Genomic DNA, 26431 nt, shown 5'->3' with positions numbered 1-26431 from the left:
GTCAGGGCCAGGCCCAGCATCAGCACGCCGAGTCCGACCGCGAAGTTGAGCCCGATCTGCCGTGCCAGCGCCGGCGTGCCGCTGCGCCAGAACAGGCGCGCCCCCAGCGCGAGTCCGACGGCCAGGAACAGCGCCGGCGCCACGAAGCCGGCCAGGTGCCAGATCAGATCGACAAGGTCCACCGCGCGCGCCGTTCTTGATACGAGTCAAGTTCATATCTCATCATGAGACACGAGCCAGCGGTCAATTTTATAATCGACGCCCATGACCGTCTGGGCTCTCGGACTGAACCACCACACCGCGCCGCTTGATCTGCGCGGCCGGTTCGCGTTCGCGCTGGATCAGATCGCGCCGGCGCTGCACGGTTTGCGCCAGTCGCACGCGCGTCACCCCGAGGCCGCCATCCTGTCGACCTGCAACCGGACCGAGGTGTACTGCGCCTCCGACAAGCCGCAGATCGACCACACGCTGGACTGGCTGGCCCAGGCCGGCCACGTGCCGGCCGACGCGCTGCGCGAGCACACCTACGTGCTGCAGGACGGCCAGGCCGCGCGCCACGCCTTCCGCGTCGCCAGCGGGCTCGACTCGATGGTGCTGGGCGAGCCGCAGATCCTGGGCCAGATGAAGAGCGCGGTGCGCGCCGCCGAGGATGCCGGCGCGCTCGGCCGCACGCTGAACCAGCTGTTCCAGCGCAGCTTCGCGGTCGCCAAGCAGGTGCGCTCGTCGACCGAGATCGGCGCCCATTCGATCAGCATGGCGGCCGCGGCGGTGCGGCTGGCCGGCAACCTGTTCGAGGACCTGAGCCAGATCAAGGTGCTGTTCGTCGGCGCCGGCGAGATGATCGAGCTGGCCGCCACGCATTTCGCCGCCAGGGACCCGGCCACCATCGCCATCGCCAACCGCACGCTGGAGCGCGGCGAGAAGCTCGCCACCCAGTTCGGCGGCGAAGTCATGCGCCTGGCCGATCTGCCGGCACGCCTGCACGAGTTCGACGCCGTGGTCAGCTGCACCGCCAGCACGCTGCCCATCATCGGCCTCGGCGCGGTCGAGCGCGCACTGAAAAAACGCCGCCACCGCCCGATCTTCATGGTCGACCTGGCGGTGCCGCGCGACATCGAGCCGGAAGTGCGGCAGCTCAACGACGTCTACCTGTACACGGTGGACGACCTGGCCCAGGTGGTGCAGACCGGCCACGCCAACCGCCAGGCCGCGGTGGAGCAGGCCGAGGTCATCATCGACGCCGGCGTGCAGAGCTTCCTGCACTGGCTGGACCAGCGCGACCCGGTCACCGGCGTGGTGCCGCTGATCCAGCAGCTCCACTCGCAGGCCGACGAATGGCGCGCGCTGGAACTGCTCCGTGCGCGCCGTCGCCTGGCCCGGGGCGAGGACGTCGAGGCGGTGCTGGAAGCGCTGTCGCGCGGGCTGACGCAGAAGATGCTGCACGGCGCCATGGCCGAGCTGCACACCGCCGACCCCGAGCACCGCCAGCGCACCACGCAGGCGATCGAGCGCCTGTTCCTGCGCGGCGCGCGGACCAGCCCCGGCTCCCGGCCTTAGCTGCGCTGGCAGACCACGGGCAGCGTCGCGCAGCCCGGGCACGGCGTCACCCGTGCCGCATCCGTGGCCCTCAGGCCGACCGCGCCAGCGCTGGTGCCCCGCCCCCCTCATCCCGCCCATGAAAGACTTCCTCCGCCGGCAACTCGACCGCTACACCGACCGCCTGGGCGAGCTCGACTTCCTGCTCTCGCGACCCGACATCATGGCCGACATGACGCAGTTCATGCAGCTGTCGCGCGAACACACCGAGGTCGGCGCCATCGCCGAGCGCTGGGCGCGCTACCGCCAGCGCGAGCGCGACCTGCAGGCGGCGCAGGAACTGCTGGACGACGCCGACATGGCCGCCATGGCCGAGGAGGAAATCACCGCCTGCGAAGCAGAGCTGACCGAGCTGGAGGCCGAACTGCAGCGCATGCTGTTGCCCAAGGACCCGGATGACGCGCGCAACGCCTTCATCGAGATCCGCGCGGGCACCGGCGGCGACGAATCGGCCCTGTTCGCGGGCGACCTGGCCCGCATGTACACACGCTACGCGCAAAGCCAAGGCTGGCGCGTCGAGGTGATGAGCGAATCGCCGGCCGAGCTGGGTGGCTACAAGGAGCTGGTGCTGCGCATCGAGGGTGAGGACGTGTATGGCAAGCTGCGCTACGAATCCGGCGGCCACCGGGTGCAGCGCGTGCCGGTGACCGAGACCCAGGGCCGCATCCACACCAGCGCCGCCACCGTCGCCGTGATGCCCGAGCCCGATGCGGCGGAGGCGATCACGCTGAACCCGGCCGATCTGCGCATCGACACCTTCCGCGCCAGCGGCGCCGGCGGCCAGCACATCAACAAGACCGACTCGGCGGTGCGCGTGGTGCACCTGCCCACCGGCATCGTCGCCGAGTGCCAGGACGGGCGCAGCCAGCACGCCAACAAGGCCAAGGCGCTGCAGGTGCTGCAGGCGCGGCTGCAGGACAAGGAGCGCAGCGAACGCGCCAGCAAGGAAGCCGCCACGCGCAAGGGCCTGATCGGCTCGGGCGACCGCTCGGACCGCATCCGCACCTACAACTTCCCGCAGGGGCGCCTGACCGACCACCGCATCAACCTGACGCTGTACAAGCTGGCGCAGGCGATGGAAGGCGATCTGCACGAGGTGGTCGAGGCCCTGCAGGCCGAGCGCCAGTCCGAGATGATGGCCGAGCTGGAAGTCAACGCCTGACCTCCGGGAACGTTGAAAGCGCGCCGGGCGGGCGCTGGCTATGATGCGGCAGCGGCCCGGCACCGAACCCGAGCAAGGAATTCGCCCATGCACAAGCTGACCACCAAGACCTCGCGCGCCCTGCTGCTGGCCGCTGCCGCCGCGCTGCTGGCGGGCTGCCAGGGCGGCACGCCCTGGGGCGCGACACCGCGCGAGATCCCGCTGCCGGACATCCGCCTGCCGAACCTGGAGGCGATCCCGGCGCACGTCGAGGCCGGCACCACCGCCGGCTCGCAGCGACTGGCCGAGCGCGTGCGTGCGGCGCTGGCGGCGCAACCCGGCTTGAGCGATGCCCGGCTCACGGTCGACGGCTACGAAGGCGGCGTCATCATCCTCGGCGGCACGCTGGCCAGCGCCGCCGACCGGTCGCTGGCGATCCAGACCACGCGCCAGGTGTTGGGCGTGCGCGACGTGGTCGACCGGATGAGCGCGCCGTGAGCGCCCGCGCACGGTCCGATCGACATCCGCCCGACGCCAGCCGCATCAGCCGCCCATCGTCAGCATGACCCTGGCCGAGGCCTTGGCGCAGGTGCAGGCGCGCGGCCTGCCGCGCCTCGAAGCGCAGATGCTGCTGCTGCACGCGCTCGACCGACCCAGTCACGCACGCGCCTGGCTGCTGGCACACGACCGCGAGCCCTTGCCGCCGGAGGCGGGCCAGCGCCTGCGCGCGCTGACGACGCGCCGCCTGGCTGGCGAGCCGATCGCCTACCTGATCGGCAGCAAGGCCTTCCACGGCCTCGAACTGCAGATCGATGCCCGCGTGCTCGACCCGCGCGACGACACCGAAACCCTGGTCGACTGGGCGCTGGAACTGCTGCCAAGCGATCAAGCCAGCCGCGTGCTCGACCTGGGCACCGGCAGCGGCGCCATCGCGCTGGCGATCGCACAGCAGCGGCCGCGGGCATCAGTGCTAGCGGTGGATGCCAGCACCGATGCGCTGGCCGTCGCCGACGCCAACGCCCGGCGCCTGGGTCTGGCCGTCGAGTTGCGCCACGGCGACTGGTTCGCGCCGGTGGCTGGCGAACGCTTCGATGTCATCGTCAGCAATCCGCCCTACATCGCCGAGGCCGATCCGCACCTGGCGGCGCTGCGCCACGAGCCACGCCAGGCCCTGGCCAGCGGCGCCGATGGGTTGCGCGATATCCGCCGCATCATCACCAGCGCACCCGCACATCTGGCACGGGGCGGCTGGCTGCTGCTGGAGCACGGCTGGGACCAGGCCACCACGGTCCACGGGCTGCTGACCGTGGCCGGTTGCACGCAAATCCAGTCACGGCGCGACCTGGCTGGCATCGAACGCTGCACGGGCGGCTGCTGGCCTGCAACTGGCGGCGTCGGCTGACAAGCGCCCGGGTGCGTTAGGGCTAGTATCGAGCCATCGTGCAAAGGAGCCCCGACATGATCCGAATCCACCTTCGTTCGCTCACCCTGCCCGCGCTGGCAACCGGTCTCATGGTGCTGGCCGGCTGCGCGGGTGGCGGCTATGGCTGGGACGCGCCGCGCGAGGGTCCGATGTCGAACCGCGAGGCCGCGCGCCAGGCACAGGAGCAGAACCTGGAGGATCGGGTGATGGCCGCCTTGCGCGCTGACCCGCGCGTAGGCGCACAAGGCCTGTACGTGCACTCGCAGGGTGACGGCGTGATCGTCATCAACGGCACGCCCGCCAACGGCCCGGCCGGACGCGACCTGGCGCTGCGCATCGCCAAGGGCGTCTGGGGCGTGCGCCGCGTGGTCAACAACATGGTCATGAACTGACCGCGGCCGGGTCCGGCGCGGGATCGACGTCCAGCGCCGGATAGCGCAGCGGCAGCAGCGACAGCAGTCCGAACTCGCCCAGCAGAGCGCGCAGCCGCTCGCCGGCGCTGCGCTTTCGGTGGCCGGTGAAGCGGGCGATGATCAGTTCGTTTTTCAGGCTGTGCTCCCAGCCGACCAGTTCGGTCACCGTGACGGCGTAACCCTGCGACTCGAGATAGAGGCAGCGCAGCACGTTGGTGAGCTGGCTACCCATTTCGCGCGTGTGCAGCGGGTGGCGCCACAGTTCGGCCAACGGCGTGCGCGACAACTGCAGCGCCTTCGACTGCCGCAGGCGCGCCGCCAGTTCGGCCTGGCAGCACGGCACCAGCACCATCGCCTGCACCTGCTTCGCCAGGCCGAAGGCGATCGCATCGTCAGTGGCGGAGTCGCAGGCGTGCAGTGCCGTGACCACGTCGATGACGGCCGGCAGCGCCGCGTCGTGCGCGGCATCGGCGGCGCTCAGCTCGTGGAAGCGCATGCGCTCGAAACCCAGGCGTTCGGCCAGCGCCCGCGAGCGCTGCACCAGCTCGGGCCGGGTCTCGATGCCGTGAACCCAGCCGCTGCCGTGCCCCTTGAACCAGCCGTCGTACAGCATGAAGCCCAGGTAGGACTTGCCGGCACCGTGGTCGGCCAGCGTCGGCTCGGCGCCAGCCGGGCTCAGTTCGTCCAGGATCGGGGTGATGAACTGCAGCAGGTGCCCGACCTGCTTGAGCTTGCGACGCGAATCCTGGTTCAGCCGGCCGTCGCGGGTGAGGATGTGCAGTTCCTTCAGCAGCTCGATCGACTGGCCGGGGCGCAGCTCGGCCAGCACCGGGTCCGCGGCGCCAGCCGGCGGCTTCCCGCCTGCCGTATGCGTCGGAGTCGCTGCCGACATCGAAGCGCGAGAAACGGGTTTGCCACGTGCGCGGCTCATGGCGCCGGCTCCTCGCCGGTCACGCCGTCGCCCCCACTCGGCCCCACGTCCAGCGCCGCCCAGCCGGCGTGGCCCAGCTGCTCCAGCGTCGCCATGTTGGCCTCGTAGATCGTCTCGGCCTCGGGAAAGGCATCCACCGCGCGGTCGATGCTGGCCTCGCGGATCAGGTGCAGGGTCGGGTACGGTGACCGGTTGCTGGCGTTGGTGATGTCGTCGTCCGCCGTGCCGGCGAACTGGAAACGCGGATGGAACGGCGCGATCTGCAGCACGCCCTCGAGCTCGAGCTCTGCCAGCACGGCATCGGCCCGATCAAGCAAGTCGTTGAAGTCGAGAAAATCCGCCAGCATGCGCGGCGCCATCAGCAGCGTGGTTTCTCGTTCGGTCGGCTCGACCGCGGCCAGCGCCTGAAGTTCGGCACGCAGCAGCGCCAGCAGATCCTGCGGATCGTCGCTGTCGCAGACCGCGTAATGGATCTGGCCCTTCACGTGCGGCGCCTTGGCGAACGGGCACAGGTTGAGCCCGATCACCGCGCGCTCCAGCCAGCGGCGGGTGTCGGCGATGACGGTGTCGGTGGTGTTCATGGCCGTATTAGACCGCCAGGCGCCGGCCCAGCCGCCAGGCCAGCAGCGCGCCCAGCAGGCTGCAGGTGCCCAGCACCACCCAGGTCCACTGCCAGGTCCCGCTGCGGCTGGCGACCCAGGCCACCAGCGGCGGGCCGCTCATCTGCCCTACCGCCGACCACTGCGTGAACCAGCCCACGGTGGTGGCGACGGTGCGCTCGCTCGGCGCCAGCCGAGGCGCCAGGCCGAACAGGCTGCCCGGAATCAGTCCGCCGACGGCCGAGAACACGATAACGCCCAGGTAGCGCAGCACCGGGCTTTGCTCGGTGAAGCTGGCAAAGCCCAGCAGCGTACCCAGCGCCATGGTGCCGAAACCCAGCCACAGCAGGCGCTGCGGCGCCACGCCGTGCGACAGCAGCCGCCCGGCCGCGACGTTGCCGATGATGTTGGCGGCCGCCACCAGCGCCGTCAGCACCGCGCTCAAAGCGCCGCCCCAGCCGGATTCGGCGTACAGCGCCGGCAGGAAGCCGATCACCGCCAGCCACTGGGCCGAATACACGCTGAAGACCAGCGCGCCCAGCCAGGGCCCCGCCGAGCCCAGCGTCTGCGTCAGGCGCCGACGCCAGTCGCTGACCGCGATCACCGGCCCCGCGTGCGGCGGATCGGCCGGCACGCGCGCCCGCACCCAGAGCGCCATCGCCGCCGTCAGCAGCGCGATCAGCCACCACCAGCCCGGCCAGCCGGCACCGGCGATGACCGCCGGACCGAACAGCAGGGCCATAGCGGTGCCGAACGGCATGAAGGCGCCCCAGAAACCCAGCATGCGCGTCAGCTTCGATGGCGCCACGGTGCGCCGCACCAGGCTGGGCGCCGCCACCGTGACCATCAGGAAACCCACGCCCTCCAGCGCGCGCAGCACCAGCAGGGTGCCGATCTCGCGCGCCCAGCCGCCGGCCAGGCTGGCGGCAAACAGCAGCCACAGGCCCGCCATCATGCTGCGCCGCAGGCCGACGCCGTCGGCCGTCAGACCGGCCATCACGCCCAGGCTCATGCCGGCCAGCTGCACCAGCGACAGCAGGAATCCGGCCTGCACCAGCGTGATGCCGAGCGCCTGTTGCAGCGCCGGGATCGCCGGCGGCAGCTTGGCCACGTGCAGCGCGGCGCAGACCCCGGCCAGGATCACGACCCAGGCGGCCCCGGTTTCACTGCGCAGGTTCATGTCGCCAGCAACCGGCGCCCGGTCAGCCGCTCGTGCTCGCGCAGGGCGAAGCGGTCGGTCATGCCGGCGATGTAGTCAGCCACGGCGCGCTCGCGGTCGGCGCGCGCGGCGAAGCTGGGGCGCAGCTCACCCGGCTGCGCCAGGTAGGCGGCAAACAGTTCGCGCACCACCTGCTGCGCCTGCGTGGTGGTCTCGATCACCTGCGGATGGCGGTACAGGTTGGCAAACAGGAAGCGCTTGAGCTGCAGCGAACGCTGCCGCATGTCGTCGCCAAAGCGCACCAGCGGCCCGGCCATGCGCGCAGCGTCGGCACTGCCCGGCCCAGCCTGGTGCAGCGCCGCGCCGGTGGCGTCGATGACGTCGTAGACCTGCGCCGACAGCATGCGGCGGATCGACTCGTACAGCACCCGCCGGCCCTGCAGCCCCGGATGGTCGCGCTGCACGGCCGCCAGAAAGCCGGCGAACAGCGGCACCTCGGCCACCTGCTCCAGCCGCAGCAGGCCCGAACGCACGCCGTCGTCGATGTCGTGAGCGTTGTAGGCGATCTCGTCGGCGAGGTTGGCCAGCTGCGCCTCCAGGCTCGGCTGCGTGCCGTCGAGAAAGCGCCGCGCCACGCCGTCCGGTTCGGCAGCCTCCAGCCGGCGCGCGTTGGCGGCCGAGCAATGCTTGAGGATGCCCTCGCGCGTCTCGAAGCTCAGGTTCAGCCCGTCGTGGTGCGGATAGCGGTGCTCCAGCTCGTCGACCACGCGCAGGCTCTGCAGGTTGTGCTCGAAGCCGCCGTGCGCCGCCATGCATTCGTGCAGCGCATCCTGCCCGGCATGGCCGAACGGCGTGTGGCCCAGGTCGTGCGCCAGCGCGATCGCCTCGGTCAGGTCCTCGTGCAGCCCGAGCGAACGCGCGATCGAGCGCGCCAGCTGCGCCACCTCGAGCGAATGCGTCAGGCGCGTGCGGAACAGGTCGCCCTCGTGGTTGAGGAACACCTGCGTCTTGTAGACCAGGCGCCGGAACGCAGTCGAGTGAACGATGCGGTCGCGGTCACGCTGGAAGGCGTTGCGCGTCGGCGCCGGCGAGGCCGGGTGGCGCCGGCCGCGCGAATGGGCCGGGTCGCTGGCGTAGGGAGCCAGCGTTGCCGTCACCTGCATTGCCTCGCCCTGGTTCATGAGCCGTGATAAACGCCCCGCTGACGGCTCAGGCGCAGCAGCGGTCGATCACCTGGCGCACCAGCGCATCCGGCACCGCACGCACGACCGCGCGACCCGGTCCGTCAATGAGCACGAAGCGGATCTCGCCGCCCTCGGCCTTCTTGTCGATGCGCATCAGCTGCAGGTAGCGGCCGGCGTTGTCCTGCGCGTCCAGCACCGGGCCGCGCGTCGGCAGGCCGGCGCGCTCGATCAGCGCCGTCAGCCGCTGCACGAAGCCGGCGTCCACCAGCCCCAGTTCGCGCGACAGCTCGGCCGCCATCACCATGCCGGCGCCCACCGCCTCGCCGTGCAGCCAGGCGCCGTAGCCCATGCCGGCCTCGATCGCATGGCCGAAGGTGTGGCCGAAGTTGAGGATCGCGCGCAGCCCCGACTCGCGCTCGTCCTGGCCCACCACCTCGGCCTTGATCTCGCAGCTGCGCTTCACCGCCTGCGCCAGCGCAGCCGGATCGCAGGCGCGCAGCGCGTCGACGTGGGTCTCGATCCAGTCCAGGAAGTCCATGTCGGCAATCGGGCCGTACTTGATCACCTCGGCCAGGCCGGCCGACAGCTCGCGCGGCGGCAGCGTCTTCAGCACGTCGAGGTCGCACACCACCGCCAGCGGCTGGTAGAACGCGCCGATCATGTTCTTGCCGAGCGGGTGGTTGATGGCGGTCTTGCCGCCGACCGACGAATCGACCTGCGCCAGCAGCGTGGTCGGCACCTGCACGAAGGGCACGCCGCGCATGTAGCAGGCGGCGGCAAAGCCGGTCATGTCGCCCACCACGCCGCCGCCCAGCGCATACAGCGTGGTCTTGCGGTCGGCGCCGCTGCCGAGCAGTTCATCGAAAACCAAGTTGAGCGATTCCCAGCTCTTGTGCTGCTCGCCATCCGGCAGCGCCAGCTGACGCACCTGCGGGTGGCGCCGCGCCAGCACGCGCGCCAGCCGTTCGGCGTACAGCGGACCGACGGTGGCGTCGGTGACGATCAGCGCCTGCGTGCCGGCGCGCGCGGCGTCGAACGAGGCTGGATCATCGAGCAGGCCGGCGCCGATGGCGATGTCGTAGCTGCGCTCGCCGAGCGCGATGTGCACCTGCTGGGCGGAAGAAGAACCGTTCATGCCGGCAAGTGTAGGGGCTGGCGCACGCGCTCAGCCGCGGTCGCGCGCCGGTTGCAGCTCGAGCTGCATCAGCACCCGGTTGACCAGCATCGACAAGGATGTGCTCTGCACGTCGATGACGTAATGCGCCACCTCGCGATACAGCGGATCGCGCTCGTGGTACAGCGCCTGCAGGCGCTTGTACGGATCGGCCACCTGCAGCAGCGGGCGCTTGGTGTCGCGGCGCAGGCGCCCGATCAGCTTGTCGGGGCTGGCGTGCAGGTAGACCACCGTGCCACGCGCGTGCAGGCGCTCGCGCGTCGCTTGGCGCAGGACCGAGCCGCCACCGGTAGCCAGCACGCCGCGCGCGCCGAGCGTCAGCTCGTCCAGCACGCGCTCTTCCAGATCGCGAAAAGCGTCCTCGCCGAACTCGTCGAAGAAGGTGCGTATCGGCATGCCGGCACGCCCCTCAATCACCGCGTCCGAGTCGATGAACGGCAGGCCGACACGCCGGCCCAGCTGTCGGCCCACGGTCGATTTTCCGCAGCCGGGCAGGCCAACCAGAATGATGTGCATGGCGCGATTGTTGATGAAAAAAGCCAGCCGCGCGGGCTGGCTTGAGTCACTGTCCCGATTGGATCCGCATCACGGACACGGGATCTCGATATCGTCCTTGTTCTTGCCCTGGTCCTTGATCACCAGCGTGGCGACTGCCGACGTGCCCTGCGCATCGATCACCAGCATCTGGATCGTCCGGTCACCGCCCGTGATGCACAGGTTGGAGCCCAGCGTGGCCGTCATCAGCGCATTGTCGGCCGACACGCTGGCGCCAGTCACGAAAGCTCTGTCGGCACTGCCGACCGACACGCGGAACGGCGGCGCATCACCGGACAGTGCATAGGTAATGTTGCCGCCGCCCGCGGTCTCGCTCAGGGTGCGCGTTTCGGGGTTGATCGCCAGCTTGGATGCAGTCACCGTGACGCCGAACAGCACCGTCGTGCCGATGCTGTCACGGACAGCGACCTGGGTTTCCCCGGGCAGCAGCAAACCCACTTTCACCGTACTGGCCGACAGTGCTGCATTAGCAACCGAGGGATTGCTCACACTCACCGCATAAGGCGCGACGCCACCCGCTATGCCGAATGTCAGTTGCGAACCGACGACGCCGCTGCCTTGTGTCGGCGCGACGACCAGCGTGCTGACGTTCACGCTCACGTTGATGGTGTAGGCCTGACCAAAAGCATCGGTGACTTGCAGATTGGCCGTGCCCGGCAAATGGCCAGTCACGACGTAGGAACCTGCAGCACCGGCTACGGTGGCCACTGCATCGTCACTGCTGAGCACGGCGTAGGGGCCTACTCCGCCCGCGATCGTGAACATCTTTGACTGATTCGGCATCAGGTTGATGGCCGAACCGACCGAACTGATCAGTGCCGTGGTCTGCGATTCGACCGTCAGCTTGATGGTCCGCTGGCTGACACTTGAATCCTGCACCGACACCTGGGACTGTCCGGGCGACAACGCCCAAACGCGCAAGGTGCCGTCATCCAGCAGATCAGCACGGACGGAAGCATCCGACGACATGACGTAGTAGGGTTGGACACCCTGCGAGATCACCGCCAGATCGGTGAAGTACCCCACCGGAAGCGCTGCCGAGTCGAGCAGCGGCGACATCCTCAACTCATTCGTTGGCCCGGTATCCCCCGCATAGCCGCCACCGCCGCCGCACGACGACAGCAGCAGTGTCAGCACGACTCCCAGCAGCCCGATCAGTTTGCGCATACAGCCTCCGAATAAGACGTTCTGGTTCGTTTCAATCCGCACCTCAGCGCACGGACCCATAGTCGGAAATGGTCTTCGGCGTGATGAAGACCAGCATCTCCTGTTTGTCGGCCTGCCGGGTGCGCTGCTTGAACAGGTTGCCGACCACCGGGATGTCGCCGAGCAGCGGCACCTTGTTCTCGCTTTCGGTCTCGGTCAGCTCGAAGATGCCGCCGATCACCACGGTGCCACCGTTCTCCACCAGCACCTGCGTACGCACGCGCTTGGTGTTGATCGACATGGCGCCGGCCACCAGGCCGCCCGGACTGTCCTTGTTGACGTCCAGGTCCAGGATGATGTTGCCCTCGGGCGTGATCTGCGGCGTGACTTCCAGCTTCAGCACCGCCTTGCGGAATGCCACCGCCGTGGCGCCGCTGGAGGTGGCCTGCTGGTAGGCGAACTCGGTGCCCTGCTCGATCAGCGCCTTGGTCTGGTCGGCGGTCACGACGCGCGGGCTGGACACCACCCGGCCCTTGCCGTCGGCCTCCAGTGCCGAGATCTCCAGATTGAGGAAGCGGTTGGCGGCGGAGTTGAAGAGCGAGATTGCGAAGTTGGCCGGCGCCGCGCCCTTCAGCGCCAGCGCGGGCAGGTTGATGATCTGCGAGCTCAGCAGGTCATGGTTGTTGATGCGCGTCTCGTCGAGATAGGGGTACGGCCCCTCGCGCGTGGTGCGCGTGATGGCGTCGTAGGTGCCACCGAAGGCCACGCGGTTGTTGCCGCCGACCCGGTAGCCGGCATCCCCCCCGCGCACACCGCGCAGGTCTGCACCACCCAGCTTGACGCCCAGCGACTTGCCGAAGGTGTCCGTCGCCTCGACGATGCGCGCCTCGATCAGCACCTGACGCACCGGCACGTCAAGCTTGGCGATCATCTCCTGCACCTGCGCCAGGCGCGAGGGGATGTCCGAGACGAACAGCTGGTTGGTGCGGGGTTCGGCGATGACCGAGCCGCGCGCGCTCAGCAGCCGGGTGCGGTCGCCGGACCGGCCCATGCCCATGCCTTGCGCGCCACCGATCGATTCGCCGGTCAGCTGCGCCGCGATCTCGGGCGCCTTGGCGTAGCTGAGCTGGAACGACTGCGTGCGCACCGCCTCCAGGTCGCGGATCGCCGCCTGCGCCTCCAGCTCAGCCTTTTCCTTGGCAGCGATCTCCTCCTTGGGCGCGATCTGCAGCACGTTGCCGACCCGCTTCATGCCCAGATCCTTGGCGTGCAGGATGATGTCCAGCGCCTGGTCCCAGGGCACGTCCTTCAGCCGCAGGGTCAGGCTGCCCTGCACGCTGTCGGAGGTGACGATGTTGAAGTTGGTGAAATCGGCGATCACCTGCAGCAGCGAACGCACGTCGATGTTCTGGAAGTTCAGCGACAGCTTCTCGCCGCTGTAGCCAGGCCCCTTGGTCAGCTTGTCCGGGTTGCTGCGCTGCTGGCGCACCTCGACCACCAGCTGGTTGTCGCTCTGGTAGGCGCTGTGCTCCCACGGGCCCCGGGGCTCGATCACCATGCGCACCCGGTCGCCCGACTGCACCGTGGTGATGGTCTGCACCGGAGTGCCGAAGTCGCTCACGTCGAGGCGCCTGCGCAGCCCTTCGGGCAGGCTGGTGCCGAGGAACTCGACCACCAGGTTCTGGCCCTGCTGGCGGATGTCGACCCCGGTCTGGTTGCTGGCCAGGTCGACGATGACGCGGCCGGTGTTCTCGACACCGCGGCGGAAGTCGATGTCCTTCAGCGGCAGGGCGCCGCCCGCACGGCTGTCGGCCGGCGCCGGCGCCAGCGCGCTGGGCACCTGCGTCGCCACCGCCACCGGCTCGAGCGTGACCAGCAGCGAGCGGCCCTGCAGTTCTGCGCGGTAGCCGGTGGCCTGCTTCAGGTTCAGCACCACGCGGGTGCGGTCGCTGGCCTGCACCACGTTGGCGCCCAGCAGGTTGCCCTGGTTCAGTTCGACCACCGGCTTGGCCAGTCCCGAGCTGACGCCGGGGAAGTCGAGCGCGATGCGCGCCGGCGACTGCACCATGAAACCGGTCGGCACCGCAGTCAGCGGCTCGGACAGCTCGATGCGCACCATTTCGGCACCGCCCTGCACCGAACCGCTGAGCGATTCGATGCGCGCCTGCGCCCACACCGCTGACGCCAGGCCCTGCGCCAGCAGGGCCACAACCACGGCGCGCCAGGCCACCCTCCCGTTGCCGAACCAGTTTCTCATCTTGTTTTCTCCTGCAACTGCAACACCGCCTTGCGCTCGACCCAATCGCTGGCGGCGTCCTGCACGATCTCGCGCAAGGCGACCTCACCTTCGGTGATCGCCGTCACCCGGCCGTAGTTCTGGCCCAGGTAGTTGCCGGCACGCACCTGGTAGAGCAGCTCGTTGACCCGCACCAGCGCCACGCGCTGGCCGCCGCGTTCCATGCTGCCCACCAGCGTCATCGCGTCCAGCGGGTAGGCCTCGAGCGGCTCGCGGCGCCGGATCAGCTCCGGCGCAATCAGCGCGGCACCGGCGCTGATCGGCCCCGAATCACGGCGCAGGGCCTGCGTCAGGCGCTCGGGGCCGAACGGATCGGCCGCCGCGGCCTGCGAATAGTGCAGCGGGATGTAGCGGCTCGGCGCCTCGACCGGCGTCACCTTGGGCACCATCTGGCGCCGCTGCTCGGCCATCCATTGGCGCAGATCCTCGTGCGCCGGCATGCAGCCAGCCAATCCCAGCCCGACCAGCGCGAACAGGAACCCGGCGGCAGCGGCGCGCAGCATCATTTCTTGGCCTTTGCCTTTTTTTCCGCCGCCCGCTGGGCCGCGACCTCGTCGGCGTCCAGGTAGCGGAAGGTCTTGGCCGTGGCCTCCAGCGACAGCATGCCGCTCTTGTCCTTGTCGGTGCTGGGCGTGATCGACAGGTTGTTGAGCGTGACGATGCGCGACAGGTTGGCGACGTCGGCGGTGAAGGCGCCGAGATCGTGGTAGCGCCCGGTGACCTTCAGGGCGATCGGCAGCTCGGCGTAATAGTCCCTGATGGCGATCTGGCCCGGCCGGAACAGCTCGAACTGCAGGCTGCGGCCCAGGCCCGCTTGGTTGATGTCCGACAGCAGCGCGTCCATCTCGGCCTTGCTGGGCAACTGCTTCTCCAGCAGGTTGACGTAGTGCAGCACCTCGACGCGCTGCTTCTTGAGCTCTTCCAGGCTGACCGCCTTCTGCAGCTTGGCCCGGTAGTCCGCGCGCAGCGTGACCTCGCGCTGGCGTGCGGCATCCAGTTCGTCGTTCAGGTGGCGCAGCCAGACTACCCACAGCAACCCGACCACCAGCGCCGTCACCAGCAGCAGCAGCAGCTGGCGCGGCAGCGTCGGCCAGGCCCAGGCCTGGCGCAGCTCGAGGTTACGGAACTGCGCGCCAAACGGGCGGCGCGGCGCGATCGGAGCGGCGTTGGCGGAAGTCTGGCGTGCCATGGGGATACCCGTCGCGGCCTTCAGCGCTGCAGCGTTGCACGTTCAGCGCTGGCGGTACCCGCTGGTGTGGCCACCGGCTGCGCGTCGGCGCTGCGCTGCAACTGCGCCCGCACCACGAAGTTGTGGACGCGGCGCTGCTCCTTCGGGCTCAGGGCCAGGTTAGCCGCCACGATCTCGACCAGCTCGGGCCTGGTGACCCGGTCGCCATGCCGCGACAGGTTGCGCAGCAGCTCGGACACGCGCTCGTTGGACTGGGCCGCGCCCGTCAGCACCACGGCCTGGTTGTCCTGTTTCAGGCTGCGCATCACCATGCCGTCCGGCAACTGGCGCACCACCTCGTTGAGCAGGTGCACCGGCAGGTTGCGGTCGGCCTGCAGGTTCTCCACCGCCTCCTGGCGCGCCTTCAGGGCGGCGATCTCCTCCTGCAGCGTCGCGACTTCCTTGATCTGCTGCTCGAACTGCTTGATCTCGCCCGCCAGCAGCGCATTGCGCTCGCGCTGCCCGTCGATCTCCTGCTGCTGGAAGATGTAGATCGCACCCGCGATCAGGGCGCCGACCAGCACCGACAGGCCGAGCGCCACCCTGAACAGCTGGCGCGCGCGCTGGCGTGCCAGCTCGCGGTGCGGCAGCAGGTTGATCAGGATCACCGCACGAACCTCCGCAGCGCCAACCCGCAGGCAGCCAGGTAGGCCGGCGCCTCGTGCAGCGCCTGCTGGTGGCGCAGGTGGCGCCCCATCTGCATGCCCTCGAAGGGGTTGGCGATCTCGCACGGCATGCCGTTGCGCTGCGTCACGAGTTCGGCCAGGCCATCCAGCCCGACCACCTCGCCCGCCAGCATGATGCGGTCGACGCGCTGGTACGAGGTGCTGGTGAAGAAGAAGCGCAGCGCGCGCTCGATCTGCGACGCCAGATCGTCCATGTAGGGCAGCAGCACCGCCTCGACGTGATCCTGCGGCAGCTCATCGGTGCGTCGCCTGGCCCGCGCCTGCTCGAAGCTCAGGCCGTAATGGTCCGCCAGCATCTGCGTCAGCTGCCCGGTGCCGAACGGGAAATCGCGCTCGAACAGCAGATCATCATTGCGCGAAACCTGCAGGTTCGAGGTCGTCAGCCCCAGCTCCACCAGCGCGACCAGCGCGCCGTCGGCACTGCCCGGCAGCCGCTCGATTAGGCGTGCGACCGCCAGGCGCGACGCGTAGGAGTCGACGTCCAGAATCGCCGGCGTCAGGCCGACGGCTTCGGCCAGGCCCTGCCGATCCTCGACCTTCTCCTTGCGCGAGGCCGCGATCAGCACCTCGACATCGCCCGGCGACGTGCGGCTGGGGCCGATGACGCAGAAGTCGAGGCTGACGTCATCGGGCGGGAACGACAGGTACTGACTGGCCTCGGCTTCGACCTGGAATTCCATCTCGCGCTCGCTCAGGCCGGCAGGTAAAATCACCCGCTTGCTGATGACCTCCGAGGCCGGCAAGGCCATGGCGACGCTCGAGGCACGGGTGCCGGTCCGGCGGATCAGGCGCCGGGTGGCATCGACCACCTCGTCGAACTTCTCGATGTTGCCGTCGATGATCCAGTCGCGCTCCAGCGGCTCCATGCCGCAGCGCTCGAGAACCAGATGACCGGCACGATCCTGACTCAACTCGACCAGCCTGGCGCCGCCAGCGCTGACGTCCAGCCCCAGCATCGGCGCCGACTGACGGCTGAACCACGAACCCAGTACCAAGTCAACTCCCTGTCGTCATTGTTGTAAAAATTTTCTTCGATTCCGTGAATTTGTTGTTCTTGTTGCCGCGATGCTAGCAGCATCGCCAGCACCGGAACAAGGAAACACGCGCAGACTCGAAGAACGGCTGTTACCAAAAACTAACGTCACCCACATTTGATTACACCAAGCCGCCGTTTGCCATCCACCGCGTCCAGCCATACTGCGGTCGACCAGCACGCCGTGTCGACCGTTTCCAAGCTAGGATGCGACCCATCGTCACGCAGACGCAACCCGTGGGCCGGTACGCCGGCCCGCCGCCTGGCGGCCGGCCGCTGAGCTTCTTCCATGGCCACTGAACGTTCCCAATCCCCCAAGCGCCAAGTCCCCGCCAAGTCGAGTGGTGGCTGGTTGAGCTGGCTCACCAAGCTGGTGGGCTGGACCGCCGGGCTGGCGCTGGCCGCCGTGCTGTGCGTCGGCATGGCCGGGCTGATGGCGCTGGCGATCGCCTACCCGAACCTGCCCGACGTGTCGCAGCTGTCCAACTACCGGCCCAAGCTGCCGCTGCGCGTCTACACCTCGGAAGGCACGCTGATGGCCGAGTTCGGCGACGAGCGCCGCAACCTGACGCCGATCAACCAGGTGCCCAAGGTGATGAAGGACGCGGTGCTGGCGATCGAGGACGCGCGCTTCTACGAGCACGGCGGCGTCGACTACGTCGGCGTGGCGCGCGCGGCGCTGGCCAACCTGGGGCGCGAGAAGGCGCAGGGGGCGTCCACCATCACCATGCAGGTGGCGCGCAACGTCTACCTGTCGTCCGAGAAGACCTACACGCGCAAGATCTACGAGGTGCTGCTGACCTTCAAGCTGGAACACCTGCTGAGCAAGGACCAGATCCTGGAGATCTACATGAACCAGATCTTCCTCGGCAACCGCGCCTACGGCTTCGCCGCCGCCGCCGACACCTACTTCGGCAAGCCACTGCAGGATCTCACCGTGGCCGAGGCGGCGATGCTGGCCGGCATCCCCAAATTCCCCTCCACCGCCAACCCGATCGCCAACTTCGCGCGCGCGCGGGAACGCCAGCTGCACATCATCGACCGCATGCTGGAGAACAACTTCATCACTGCCGAGCAGGCCGCCGAGGCCAAGCAGCAGGAGCTGCAGATCCGGCCGCCGCGCGACGGCAAGCGCGTGCATGCCGAGTACGTGGCCGAAACCGTGCGCCAGATGGTGTTCGCGCAGTACGGCGAGGAAACCTACAGCCGCGGCCTGAATGTCTACACCTCGATCAACAGCGAGGACCAGGACGCCGCCTACGAGGCCCTGCGGCGCGGCATCCTCGACTACGAGCGCCGCCAGGCCTACCGCGGCCCGGAGAAGTTCGTCGAGCTGCCGAAGGACCCGAAGCTGCTCGAGGAAGCCGTCGACGACGCGCTGGCCGACCGGCCGAACGTCGGCGACATGCTGCCGGCCATCGTGCTCGAAGCCAGCGCGCGGCGCGTGACCGCCATGCGCCAGGGCGGCGAGCGCATCGAGATCAACGGCAACGACCTGCGCGCGACGCAGTCGGGCCTGTCGGCCAAGGCGGCGCCGGGCATCAGGATCCGCCCCGGCGCCGTGATCCGCGTGGTCCAGAACGCGCGCGGCAACTGGGAAACCACGCAGTTGCCCGAAGTCGAGGGCGCGCTGGTGGCGCTCGATCCGCGCAACGGCGCGGTCAAGGCGCTGGTCGGCGGCTTCGACTTCGACAAGAACAAGTTCAACCACGTCACCCAGGCGTGGCGCCAGCCGGGCTCCAGCTTCAAGCCCTTCATCTATTCGGCCGCGCTGGAAAAGGGCTTCTCGCCCACCACCATGATCAACGACACGCCGCTGTTCTTCGACTCCAGCGTCACCGGCGGCCAGCCCTGGGAGCCGAAGAACTACGAGGGCGGCTTCGAGGGGCCGATGACCATGAAGCGCGGCCTGGCGCGCTCGCGCAACATGATCTCGATCCGCGTGCTGCAGACCATCACGCCGCAGTTCGGCCAGGAATGGGTGACGCGCTTCGGCTTCGACACCGACAAGCACCCGCCCTACCTGACCATGGCGCTGGGCGCCGGCTCGGTGACGCCGATGCAGCTGGCCAGCGGCTTCGCGGTGTTCGCCAACGGTGGCTACCGCGTCAACCCCTTCCTCATCACCCGCATCACCGACCACACCGGCAGGATCCTGGTCGAGAGCCAGCCGTCGGTGCCGACCGAGGCCAACCGCGCCATCGACGCGCGGAACGCCTTCATCATGAACGCCATGCTGCAGGACGTGACGCGCAGCGGCACGGCCTCGCGCGCCCAGGCCACGCTCAAGCGCTCGGACATCGCCGGCAAGACCGGCACCACCAACGATTCGATGGACGCCTGGTTCGCCGGCTACCAGCCGAGCCTGGTGGCCGTGGTCTGGATGGGCTACGACACGCCGCGCAACCTGGGCGCGCGCGAGACCGGCGGTGGCCTGAGCCTGCCGATCTGGATTAACTTCATGCAGAGCGCGCTCAAGGGCGTGCCGGTGGCCGAGGCCAAGCCGCCCGAAGGCGTGGTGAAGGTGGGCGGCGACTGGTATTACGAGGAATACGCGCGCGGCGGCGGCATCAGCAACCTGGGCGGCGCCGGACTGGCCCCGCGGGAGCCGGAACCGGCCATGCCCGAAGCCGGCAACGTGCCGGCGCCATCGGAGGAGCGCAACCGCATTCTCGATCTGTTCAAGAACTGAGATCGCCCGCACGCGCCCAGCGATGCAAGTCTGAGCCGGCGTTCGAGCCGAAGCGAGCGTGGCGCCCGCCGCCACGCTCGGCGCGCGGGCACCTTGCGACCGGCACTTGAACAATTGCCCATCCGCCCTGCTGCTGCACCACCGAATCCATGGGCGGTCATTACAATTCCGCCCATGCCTTTTCTGCCACGGCGCCGCCGCATTCCGTTCAGCATCCCGGCGCTGATGCTGGCCGCCGCGCTCGGCGCCTGCGGCCAGAAGGGGGCCCTGTACCTGCCCAACACACCGGCCGCGGCCCAGCGCGCCACCCTGCCGCAAACGGTTTTCGGCACGGGCAGCGGCAGCGCCGCGGAGCCCGCGAGCAGGACCGCGCCGCCGGCACCGCCTCCACCCGCGCTACCGAACCTGCCCGACATCCAATGAACCCAAGCCCGTCGACGCCGGCGCCGCTGCCCGGCGCGCCCTTCCTGCACTACCAGGACGGCCAGCTGATGCTCGAACAGCTGCCGCTGGCCGAACTGGCGCGCCAGCACGGCACGCCGTTGTTCGTCTATTCGAAAGCTGCCATCCTGGCCGCGCTGGCCGCCTACCAGCGCGGCCTGGCTGGCCGCCAGGCGCTGGTCTGCTACGCCATGAAGGCCAACTCGTCGCTGGCCATCCTCAAGCTGTTGGCCGAAGCCGGCTGCGGCTTCGACATCGTCTCGGCGGGCGAACTGGAACGCGCGCTGGCCGTCGGCGCCGAGCCCGGAAAAATAGTCTTTTCCGGCGTCGGCAAGACGCGTGCCGAGATGCGTTGCGCGCTCGAGGTCGGCGTCGGCTGCTTCAACATCGAGAGCCAGGCCGAACTCGACGTGCTGAGCGAGGTGGCTACCGCCGGCGGCCACGTGGCGCCGATCAGCATCCGTGTCAACCCCAACGTCGACGCCCGCACGCACCCCTACATCTCCACCGGCCTGAAGGGCAACAAGTTCGGCATCGCGCACGAACAGGCGCTGGCCGCCTACCGCCACGCCGCCACCCTGCCCGGCTTGCGCGTGACCGGCATCGACTGCCACATCGGCTCCCAGATCACCGAGTCCACGCCCTACCTGGAAGCCATGGACCGCGTGCTCGATCTGGTCACCGCCATCGAAGCCGCCGGCATCCCGATCCAGCACATCGACTTCGGTGGCGGCCTGGGCATCGACTACAACGGCGACACGCCGCCGGCCGCCGACCTGCTGTGGCAGCAGCTGCTGGCGAAGATGGACGCGCGCGGCTTCGGCAAGCGCAGGATTTTGATCGAGCCCGGCCGCTCGCTGGTCGGCAATGCCGGCATCTGCCTGACCGAGGTGCTGTTCCTCAAGCCCGGCGAGCAGAAGAACTTCTGCATCGTCGACGCCGCCATGAACGACCTGCCGCGGCCGGCGCTGTACGAGGCTTTCCACCGCATCGTGCCGCTGGCGGAAGCGGCGGCGGATGCCGTCACCACGACCTACGACGTGGTCGGCCCGGTGTGCGAAAGCGGTGACTGGCTGGGCCGCGACCGTGCGCTGGCGGTGCGGCAGGGCGAGTTGCTGGCCGTGCTGTCAGCCGGCGCCTACTGCATGAGCATGGCGAGCAACTACAACACCCGTCCGCGTGCCGCCGAACTGCTGGTCGACGGCACCAGCGCCCGCGTGATCCGGCAGCGTGAAACGCTGCCGGACTTGTGGCGCGCGGAATCAGTCTGATCAGCCACCGCCGGCGCGTCATGCGAAATCGCGTTCAGTAAGCATGAGGCGTCCGGGCCGAACTTGTCGAAGCCCGGTCCCGACCCCGCACTTCGACAGGCTCGGTGCGAACGGACTCCTGGATGTTGAACGCGAATCGGTATCAGGCCTGCTTCGGCTCGAAGTAGCGCAGCAGCCGCTCCAGCAGCAGCACACCGATGACGACGGCGTACATCGCCACCTCCGCGTAGTCGTTCTTGCCGCTGCGCATAGAGAAGAAGTGCAGCAGCGCCAGCGGCGCGATCAGGTAGATGAGCCGGTGCAGTGACCGCCAGGCGCGTCCGCCCAGCGCCCGCACGGCGCGGTTGCTCGAGGTCAGCGCCAGCGGCAGCAGCAGCAGCCAGGTGGTGAAGCCATCCAGGATGAACGGCCGCTCGAGGATATCGCGGCTGATCTCGATGACGTCGAAACCCTTGTCGAGCCAGCCGTAAGCCAGCATGTGCAGGCAGGCGTAGAAGAACACGAACAGCCCGAACATGCGCCGAAAGCGCGCCAGCTGCGGCGTGCGGGTGCGCAGGCGCAGCGGCGTCACCGCCAGCGTCAGGCACAGCATGCGCAGCGCCCAGTCGCCCAGGCCGCGCGTCAGCGCCTCGGCCGGGTTGGCGCCCAACTGGTCGGTGGCAGCGCCGAACACCAGCCAGGCCAGCGGCAGCAGGCAGAGCAGGAAGACCAGCGGCTTGGCCAGCGGGTGGAGCAGCAGCGAACGCACGTATGACTTGACAGCCGGCGGCTCAGTAGTTCTTGCGCAGGTCCATGCCCGCGTAAAGCTGCCCGACCTGCACTTCGTAGCCGTTGAACAGCAGCGTCTTGCGCTTCTTGTCGAACAGGCCATCCTCGCCGATGCGGCGCTCGGTCGCCTGGCTCCAGCGTGGATGCCGGACATCCGGATTGACGTTGGAGTAAAAGCCGTACTCGTTGGCGGCGGCCTTGTTCCAGGCCGTGCGCGGCTCCTGCTCGACGAAGCGGATCTTCACGATCGACTTGGCGGACTTGAAGCCGTACTTCCACGGCACGACGACCCGTACCGGTGCGCCGTTCTGGTTCGGCAGCACTTCACCGTACATGCCGAAGGCCAGCAGCGTCAGCGGGTGCATGGCCTCGTCCATGCGCAGCCCCTCGGTGTAGGGCCAGTCGATCACGCGCGAGCGCACGCCAGGCATCTGCTCGCGGTCGGCCAGCGTGACGAACTCGATGTATCTGGCGCTGCCCTGGGGTTCCACCCGCCTGATCAGTTCCGACAGCGAGTAGCCGACCCAGGGGATCACCATCGACCAGGCCTCGACGCAGCGCAGGCGGTAGACGCGCTCTTCCATGGGGCTGAGCTTGAGCAGGTCCTCGATGGCGTAGCGGCCCGGCTTATTGACCAAGCCCTCGATCTCCACCGTCCACGGGCTGGTCTTCATCTGCGCCGCATGGCGCGCCGGATCGTCCTTGTCGGTGCCGAACTCGTAGAAGTTGTTGTAGCTGCTGACGTCGGCGTAGCCGGTGAGCTTTTCCATCGTCACCGCGCCGGCCACCTTGGACAGCGATCCCGGCAACGGCGGCAGCTTGCCCGGGCGCGCCGTCTGCGCCTGCGCATCGCGTGCGGGCCAGCCGGCCATGGCAGCGCCCGCAGCGCCGGCCGCCAGACCCTGCAGCCATTGGCGCCGGTTCTCGTAGACGCCACGCGGCGTGATTTCGCTCGTCAGCCGATGAGTGAAACCGCGGCGATCGCTGCGGATCAGCATGATGGTTCCTTTCCTGCTCCGGCGGATGCCGGCATCATGCCCGGACGCGTTACAGCGAACCGTAGCTGTGCAGCCCCGACAGGAACATGTTGACGCCGATGAAGGCGAAGGTGGTCACCGCCAGCCCGGCCAGTGCCCACCAGGAGGCGACGGTGCCGCGCAGCCCCTTCATCAGCCGCATGTGCAGCCAGGCGGCGTAGTTCAGCCAGACGATCAGGGCCCAGGTTTCCTTCGGATCCCAGCTCCAGTAGCCGCCCCAGGCCTCGGCCGCCCACAGGGCGCCGAGCACCGTGGCAATGGTGAAGAAAGCGAAGCCGACCGCGATCGACTTGTACATCACGTCGTCGAGCACTTCCAGGCTGGGCAGGCGCTCCGCAATGCGCTTGCGGCCGAGCAAGATGCCGCCGACGATCAGCGCCGCGATCAGCGAATAGACGAACCAGTAGGTGCCACCGGCCTCGTCAATGCCGCGCTGGCGGAAGGCGATCGGCACGAAGCACAGCGCGATGCCGAAGATCCACAGCGGTGCCAGCTTGTGCCAGCGCCGCTCCTCGGCCTGCTGCTTGACCAGGTAGGCGAAGCCCAGCATGGCCGCCAGCGCGAAGGTGCCGTAGCCGATGAAGTTGGTCGGCACGTGCAGCTTCATCCACCAGCTCTGCAGCGCCGGAATCAGCGGCTGGATCTCGTGCGCCTCGCGCACCAGCGTGTACCACAGCAGAAAGCCCACGGCGGCGCTGACCACCAGCATCACGAAGGCGCCCATGGCGCGGGTCTTGTACTGCGCCTCGTAGTAGAGGTAGAACAGCGCCGTCATCCAGCAGAACATGACGAACACTTCGTACAGGTTGCTGACCGGGATGTGGCCGATGCCGGGACCGATCTGGTGGCTTTCGTACCAGCGCACCATGGTGCCGACCAGCGCCAGCGTCACCGCCACCCAGACCAGCTTGCTGCCCAGGCCTTCGAGCGCGTCCTGCTGGCCGCGGATGAACATGCCGCCCCAGTAGAACACCGTGCTCATGAAGAAGATCACGCACATCCACAGGATGGCCGACTGGCTCGACAGGAAGTACTTCAGCCAGAACACGCTGTCGCCGCGCCGCAGGTCGGCGCCGGCCTCACCCTGGTAGCTGTAGATGGCCAGCAGCGCCAGCGCCGCCACCACCAGCATCAGGTTGCGCAGCGGGCGCCAGAACCAGCCGAGCCAGATCACCATCGGCACAGCGCCGACCAGGATCGACTTCTCGTACACGTCCATGGCGCCGTGGTACTGCTGGAACGCGAACAGCGCGCCGACGACGGCCAGCAGCGCGAACAGCCAGTCGCCCCAGTCGCGGCGGGCGAAGTAGCCTTCGTTGAGAGTCAGCGTGCCATTACTGGCCAGCACGGTGGTGTTCATCGGCGAACTCCATCAGGTGAGATTCAACAATTTCTGACGCAACTGCGCGAACTCGCGGTCGGCGTCCAGGGTCTTGCGGTTGCTTGACAAGGCCATCATGGCCTTGGCCCCATCGCCGTCGGGTGCCAGCCAGACCCACAAGCGCCGCTCGCGCACGTAGAGCATGGCAAAAACGCCCAGGATCAGCAGCAGACAGCCCAAGTAAACCACGTTCTGGCCCGGCGCGCGCGCGACCTGGAACACGCTGGCCTGCACGTGCTTGAAATCCTGCAGCTGGAAGGTCACCGGCGCCGGGTACAGGCTGACGTCGGACAGCGCCAGCACCGCCTGCGTCATGTAGCGGCTGGCGGCCTCACCCTCGACCAGCGGCGGCTTGCCCTGCGACTCGCGCGCCACCGAACTCAGCTCGAACAGCGTGCCGTTAAGGATGCGCAGCAGCATCTCGCCGGCGCGTTCGCGGTCGCCCTCGGGCACCGCCACCTCCATGAAGTCGGCGATCGCCTGCAGGCCGGCCACGGTCTTGCCGCTCACCGGCTCGGCGCCGGCAAACAGATCCAGCGCACGCGAGGCCGACAGCGTCAACTGATCGGCCAGCTCCGGACGCCCGGCCTCGACCGCCTGGGCGACGTAGCGCGCCACCGCGCGCTGGCGCTGGGCCGGATCCTGCAGCGCCGCACGCAGGCGCACGAAGCCCTCCATCGAGCTTTCCTCGTCGGCCGGCACGCGCAGGTAGCGGAACGGCTCGGCCTGGGTGTCGCGCACGCCCAGCAGGAACACCGGCGCGCCGTCGCCCATGTCGACCGGCAGCATGTAGTTGTGGAACTCGCGCGCCTGGCCGGCGGTGTCGCGCAGCTTGTAGGTGATGCTGGGGCCGACGTTGCGCAGGGTGCGCTCGCTCACGGTCTTGTCGGCCGCGCCCAGGCGCTGCGCCAGCGTGTTGCCCAGATCCACCCGGCGCACATCGGCGCCGCCGCCGCGCTCGGAGCCCGCCAGGTTCTCGACGTTGATGACGCGCAGCGCCGTGTATTCCAGCGTCAGCTGCTGGTCGCCGTTGGTGATCTGCGAGACGCCGCCGATGGTGCCCTCGACCTCGAACGGCAGCGCCGCGCCATTGATCGGCAGCGCCTTGAGCCGGACGTTGGAGCCGCCGTCGTCGAAGCTGCTCTGGTAGATCTGCACCCCCTTGTAGCTCGCCGGGTGGTTGACCTCGACGCGTGCATCCCGTTTCTCGCCGGTCTCGCGGTCGTGGATCACGATGTCGCTGGCGAACAGCTTGGGCATGCCGGTCGGGTAGTAGTCGACGGTGAATTTCTTCAGCTCGACCGCGAACGGCAGTTCCTGCAGCAGCACGCCGTCGGACTGGCTCAGGATCGCGGTGGAGGATGCCGTGCCCTCGGTCACCACCAGGTTGCCGCGGAAGGTGGGGTTGTTGGGCGGCAGCCGGTGCTCCGGCTTGACGTCCGACACCAGCCCGCCGCCCGAGTACACCGTCTTGCCGCCGAACCAGGTCAGCGCCCGCACGAACAGATCACCATCGAACAGGCCGCCCAGACAGATCATCACGATGGCGCTGTGGGCCGCGATGTAGCCGATCTTGTTGAAGGCACCGGTCTTGGCGGCCACCATCCAGCCCTTGCCACCGGCGGTGTCGCGCTCCTGCAGCTTCACCTTCCAGCCGCTGCCGGCCAGCATCTGGCCGATGCGCTGGGCCTCGGCCTGCGGCGCCTGCGCCAGTCCGGCCTCGGCCTTGTGGTGGAAGGCCTTGAGGCTGCCCTCGCGGATGTTTTCCTTGTAGTTGCGGATGTCGGCCAGGAACTTGGGCGTGTTGCGCAGGATGCACAGGCTGGTGCTGATGACCAGGAAGGCCAGGATCAGCAGGAACCACCAGGCGCTGTAGACCGCGTTCAGCTTCAGCGCCAGGAACAGCTCGGCCCAGAACGGCCCGAACTGGTTGGTGTAGTTGATCGCCGGCTCGTGCTGCTTGATGACGGTGCCGATCACCGAGGCGATGCAGATCACCGTCAGCAGCGCGATGGCAAAGCGCATCGACGACAGCAGCTCGACGCTGGAGCGCCAGGCACGCGAGCCGTGCCGGACTTCAAAGCCTTGGGTATGGAAGGATGCGCTCATGCGTAACTGAAATCGCGCGCCGCAAGCCTGCCGCCGCGCGCGCCGTCAAGTAGAGTCGGCGCGGGCGGCGAGGGTTCCGTCAGCGGCGCACTTTCTTGACCGGGGTCCACTGTGCCACGTTTGAAAAAACAAGACCGCGCCGGGGGTACCGGGCGCGGTCTGGGTTGC

At 68.7% G+C, this 26431-nt stretch carries 25 protein-coding genes; 8 read left to right on the top strand and 17 right to left on the bottom strand.

The genetic code is table 11. The features are described 5' to 3' along the window. Positions 1 to 182, bottom strand: a 182-nt coding sequence (locus PK606_RS04010; protein ID WP_324560958.1) for a hypothetical protein, incomplete at its 3' end; no start/stop codon positions are given. Positions 183 to 264: 82 nt separating this feature from the next. On the opposite strand from PK606_RS04010, the gene hemA reads away from it, so the two are divergent. The 5 genes from hemA (at position 265) to PK606_RS03985 (ending at position 4552) form a co-directional block, all read left to right on the top strand. Then, positions 265 to 1557 (top strand): glutamyl-tRNA reductase, encoded by a 1293-nt coding sequence (gene hemA / locus PK606_RS04005; RefSeq protein WP_324560956.1) that lies wholly within the window; start codon positions 265 to 267, stop codon positions 1555 to 1557. A 118-nt stretch (positions 1558 to 1675) separates the two neighbouring features. Further along, a complete protein-coding gene (gene prfA, locus PK606_RS04000; RefSeq protein WP_324560955.1) occupies positions 1676 to 2758 on the top strand; it encodes a peptide chain release factor 1 in 1083 nt (360 codons plus the stop codon). 87 nt (positions 2759 to 2845) lie between these two features. Continuing rightward, positions 2846 to 3235 carry a BON domain-containing protein gene (locus tag PK606_RS03995; RefSeq protein WP_324560953.1) on the top strand — a complete coding sequence of 130 codons (390 nt, stop codon included), beginning with the start codon at positions 2846 to 2848 and terminating at the stop codon, positions 3233 to 3235. A 64-nt stretch (positions 3236 to 3299) separates the two neighbouring features. Further along, positions 3300 to 4139 (top strand): peptide chain release factor N(5)-glutamine methyltransferase, encoded by an 840-nt coding sequence (gene prmC / locus PK606_RS03990; protein WP_324560951.1) that lies wholly within the window; start codon positions 3300 to 3302, stop codon positions 4137 to 4139. A 56-nt stretch (positions 4140 to 4195) separates the two neighbouring features. Continuing rightward, positions 4196 to 4552 carry a BON domain-containing protein gene (locus PK606_RS03985; protein WP_324560949.1) on the top strand — a complete coding sequence of 119 codons (357 nt, stop codon included), beginning with the start codon at positions 4196 to 4198 and terminating at the stop codon, positions 4550 to 4552. Here the strand turns inward: PK606_RS03985 and PK606_RS03980 are convergent. The 12 genes from PK606_RS03980 to PK606_RS03925 all read right to left on the bottom strand — a co-directional run bounded on the left by PK606_RS03980 (position 4542) and on the right by PK606_RS03925 (position 16487). Further along, positions 4542 to 5465: a class I SAM-dependent methyltransferase gene (locus PK606_RS03980; protein ID WP_324561101.1), complete on the bottom strand. Its 924-nt coding sequence runs from the start codon at positions 5463 to 5465 to the stop codon at positions 4542 to 4544. The two genes, PK606_RS03985 and PK606_RS03980, sit on opposite strands and share 11 nt — an antisense overlap. Before the next feature lie 35 nt (positions 5466 to 5500). Then, positions 5501 to 6085, bottom strand: a complete 585-nt coding sequence (locus PK606_RS03975; RefSeq protein ID WP_324560947.1) for a DUF1415 domain-containing protein — start codon at positions 6083 to 6085, stop codon at positions 5501 to 5503. Between the two features lie 7 nt (positions 6086 to 6092). Next, positions 6093 to 7283 carry an MFS transporter gene (locus tag PK606_RS03970; RefSeq protein WP_324560945.1) on the bottom strand — a complete coding sequence of 397 codons (1191 nt, stop codon included), beginning with the start codon at positions 7281 to 7283 and terminating at the stop codon, positions 6093 to 6095. Beyond that, the gene (locus PK606_RS03965; RefSeq protein ID WP_324560943.1) at positions 7280 to 8443 is read right to left on the bottom strand and encodes a deoxyguanosinetriphosphate triphosphohydrolase; all 1164 of its coding nucleotides are present in this window, start codon (positions 8441 to 8443) and stop codon (positions 7280 to 7282) included. The genes PK606_RS03970 and PK606_RS03965 overlap by 4 nt, the downstream gene beginning before the upstream one ends. A gap of 28 nt (positions 8444 to 8471) precedes the next feature. Continuing rightward, positions 8472 to 9581: a 3-dehydroquinate synthase gene (gene aroB / locus PK606_RS03960; RefSeq protein WP_324560941.1), complete on the bottom strand. Its 1110-nt coding sequence runs from the start codon at positions 9579 to 9581 to the stop codon at positions 8472 to 8474. Positions 9582 to 9611: 30 nt separating this feature from the next. Beyond that, complete coding sequence (locus PK606_RS03955; RefSeq protein WP_324560939.1) at positions 9612 to 10136, bottom strand: shikimate kinase; 525 nt, start codon at positions 10134 to 10136, stop codon at positions 9612 to 9614. 69 nt (positions 10137 to 10205) lie between these two features. After that, a complete protein-coding gene (locus PK606_RS03950) occupies positions 10206 to 11342 on the bottom strand; it encodes a hypothetical protein (protein ID WP_324560937.1) in 1137 nt (378 codons plus the stop codon). Positions 11343 to 11385: 43 nt separating this feature from the next. Beyond that, complete coding sequence (locus PK606_RS03945; protein ID WP_324560935.1) at positions 11386 to 13578, bottom strand: type IV pilus secretin PilQ; 2193 nt, start codon at positions 13576 to 13578, stop codon at positions 11386 to 11388. Then, positions 13575 to 14120 (bottom strand): pilus assembly protein PilP, encoded by a 546-nt coding sequence (locus PK606_RS03940; RefSeq protein WP_502920785.1) that lies wholly within the window; start codon positions 14118 to 14120, stop codon positions 13575 to 13577. The genes PK606_RS03945 and PK606_RS03940 overlap by 4 nt, the downstream gene beginning before the upstream one ends. Then, entirely contained in the window at positions 14120 to 14806 is a 687-nt protein-coding gene (locus PK606_RS03935) for a type IV pilus inner membrane component PilO (protein ID WP_324560932.1), read from the bottom strand. The genes PK606_RS03940 and PK606_RS03935 overlap by 1 nt, the downstream gene beginning before the upstream one ends. A gap of 20 nt (positions 14807 to 14826) precedes the next feature. Then, positions 14827 to 15453, bottom strand: a complete 627-nt coding sequence (locus PK606_RS03930) for a PilN domain-containing protein (RefSeq protein WP_324560930.1) — start codon at positions 15451 to 15453, stop codon at positions 14827 to 14829. Then, positions 15450 to 16487, bottom strand: a complete 1038-nt coding sequence (locus PK606_RS03925) for a pilus assembly protein PilM (RefSeq protein WP_324561099.1) — start codon at positions 16485 to 16487, stop codon at positions 15450 to 15452. The genes PK606_RS03930 and PK606_RS03925 overlap by 4 nt, the downstream gene beginning before the upstream one ends. Positions 16488 to 16853: 366 nt before the next feature. On the opposite strand from PK606_RS03925, the gene PK606_RS03920 reads away from it, so the two are divergent. The 3 genes from PK606_RS03920 to lysA all read left to right on the top strand — a co-directional run bounded on the left by PK606_RS03920 (position 16854) and on the right by lysA (position 20968). Continuing rightward, on the top strand, positions 16854 to 19256 hold the full coding sequence (locus tag PK606_RS03920; protein WP_324560928.1) for a penicillin-binding protein 1A: 2403 nt from the start codon (positions 16854 to 16856) through the stop codon (positions 19254 to 19256). Between the two features lie 174 nt (positions 19257 to 19430). Continuing rightward, positions 19431 to 19679, top strand: coding sequence for an LPS translocon maturation chaperone LptM (gene lptM / locus PK606_RS03915; protein ID WP_324560926.1), 249 nt, complete (start codon positions 19431 to 19433; stop codon positions 19677 to 19679). Next, positions 19676 to 20968 (top strand): diaminopimelate decarboxylase, encoded by a 1293-nt coding sequence (lysA, locus tag PK606_RS03910; protein WP_324560924.1) that lies wholly within the window; start codon positions 19676 to 19678, stop codon positions 20966 to 20968. Before lptM ends, lysA begins: the two co-directional genes overlap by 4 nt. A gap of 142 nt (positions 20969 to 21110) precedes the next feature. Here the strand turns inward: lysA and msrQ are convergent, their stop codons facing one another. Genes msrQ through PK606_RS03890 form a run of 4 tightly spaced genes read right to left on the bottom strand, consistent with a single transcriptional unit; the run spans position 21111 to position 26263 of the window. Then, positions 21111 to 21716: a protein-methionine-sulfoxide reductase heme-binding subunit MsrQ gene (gene msrQ, locus PK606_RS03905; RefSeq protein WP_324560922.1), complete on the bottom strand. Its 606-nt coding sequence runs from the start codon at positions 21714 to 21716 to the stop codon at positions 21111 to 21113. A 22-nt stretch (positions 21717 to 21738) separates the two neighbouring features. Then, entirely contained in the window at positions 21739 to 22734 is a 996-nt protein-coding gene (gene msrP / locus PK606_RS03900; RefSeq protein ID WP_324560920.1) for a protein-methionine-sulfoxide reductase catalytic subunit MsrP, read from the bottom strand. Positions 22735 to 22783: 49 nt separating this feature from the next. Further along, positions 22784 to 24133: a c-type cytochrome biogenesis protein CcsB gene (gene ccsB / locus PK606_RS03895; RefSeq protein ID WP_324560918.1), complete on the bottom strand. Its 1350-nt coding sequence runs from the start codon at positions 24131 to 24133 to the stop codon at positions 22784 to 22786. 12 nt (positions 24134 to 24145) lie between these two features. Further along, positions 24146 to 26263, bottom strand: coding sequence for a cytochrome c biogenesis protein ResB (locus PK606_RS03890; RefSeq protein WP_324560916.1), 2118 nt, complete (start codon positions 26261 to 26263; stop codon positions 24146 to 24148). Positions 26264 to 26431: the final 168 nt, after the last annotated feature.

This window comes from Ottowia sp., from assembly GCF_035444425.1.
Taxonomy (GTDB): Bacteria; Pseudomonadota; Gammaproteobacteria; order Burkholderiales; family Burkholderiaceae_C; genus Ottowia.
The sequence above is the reverse complement of the archived record's forward strand: the minus strand, read 5'-3'. Positions and strand labels throughout refer to the sequence as shown.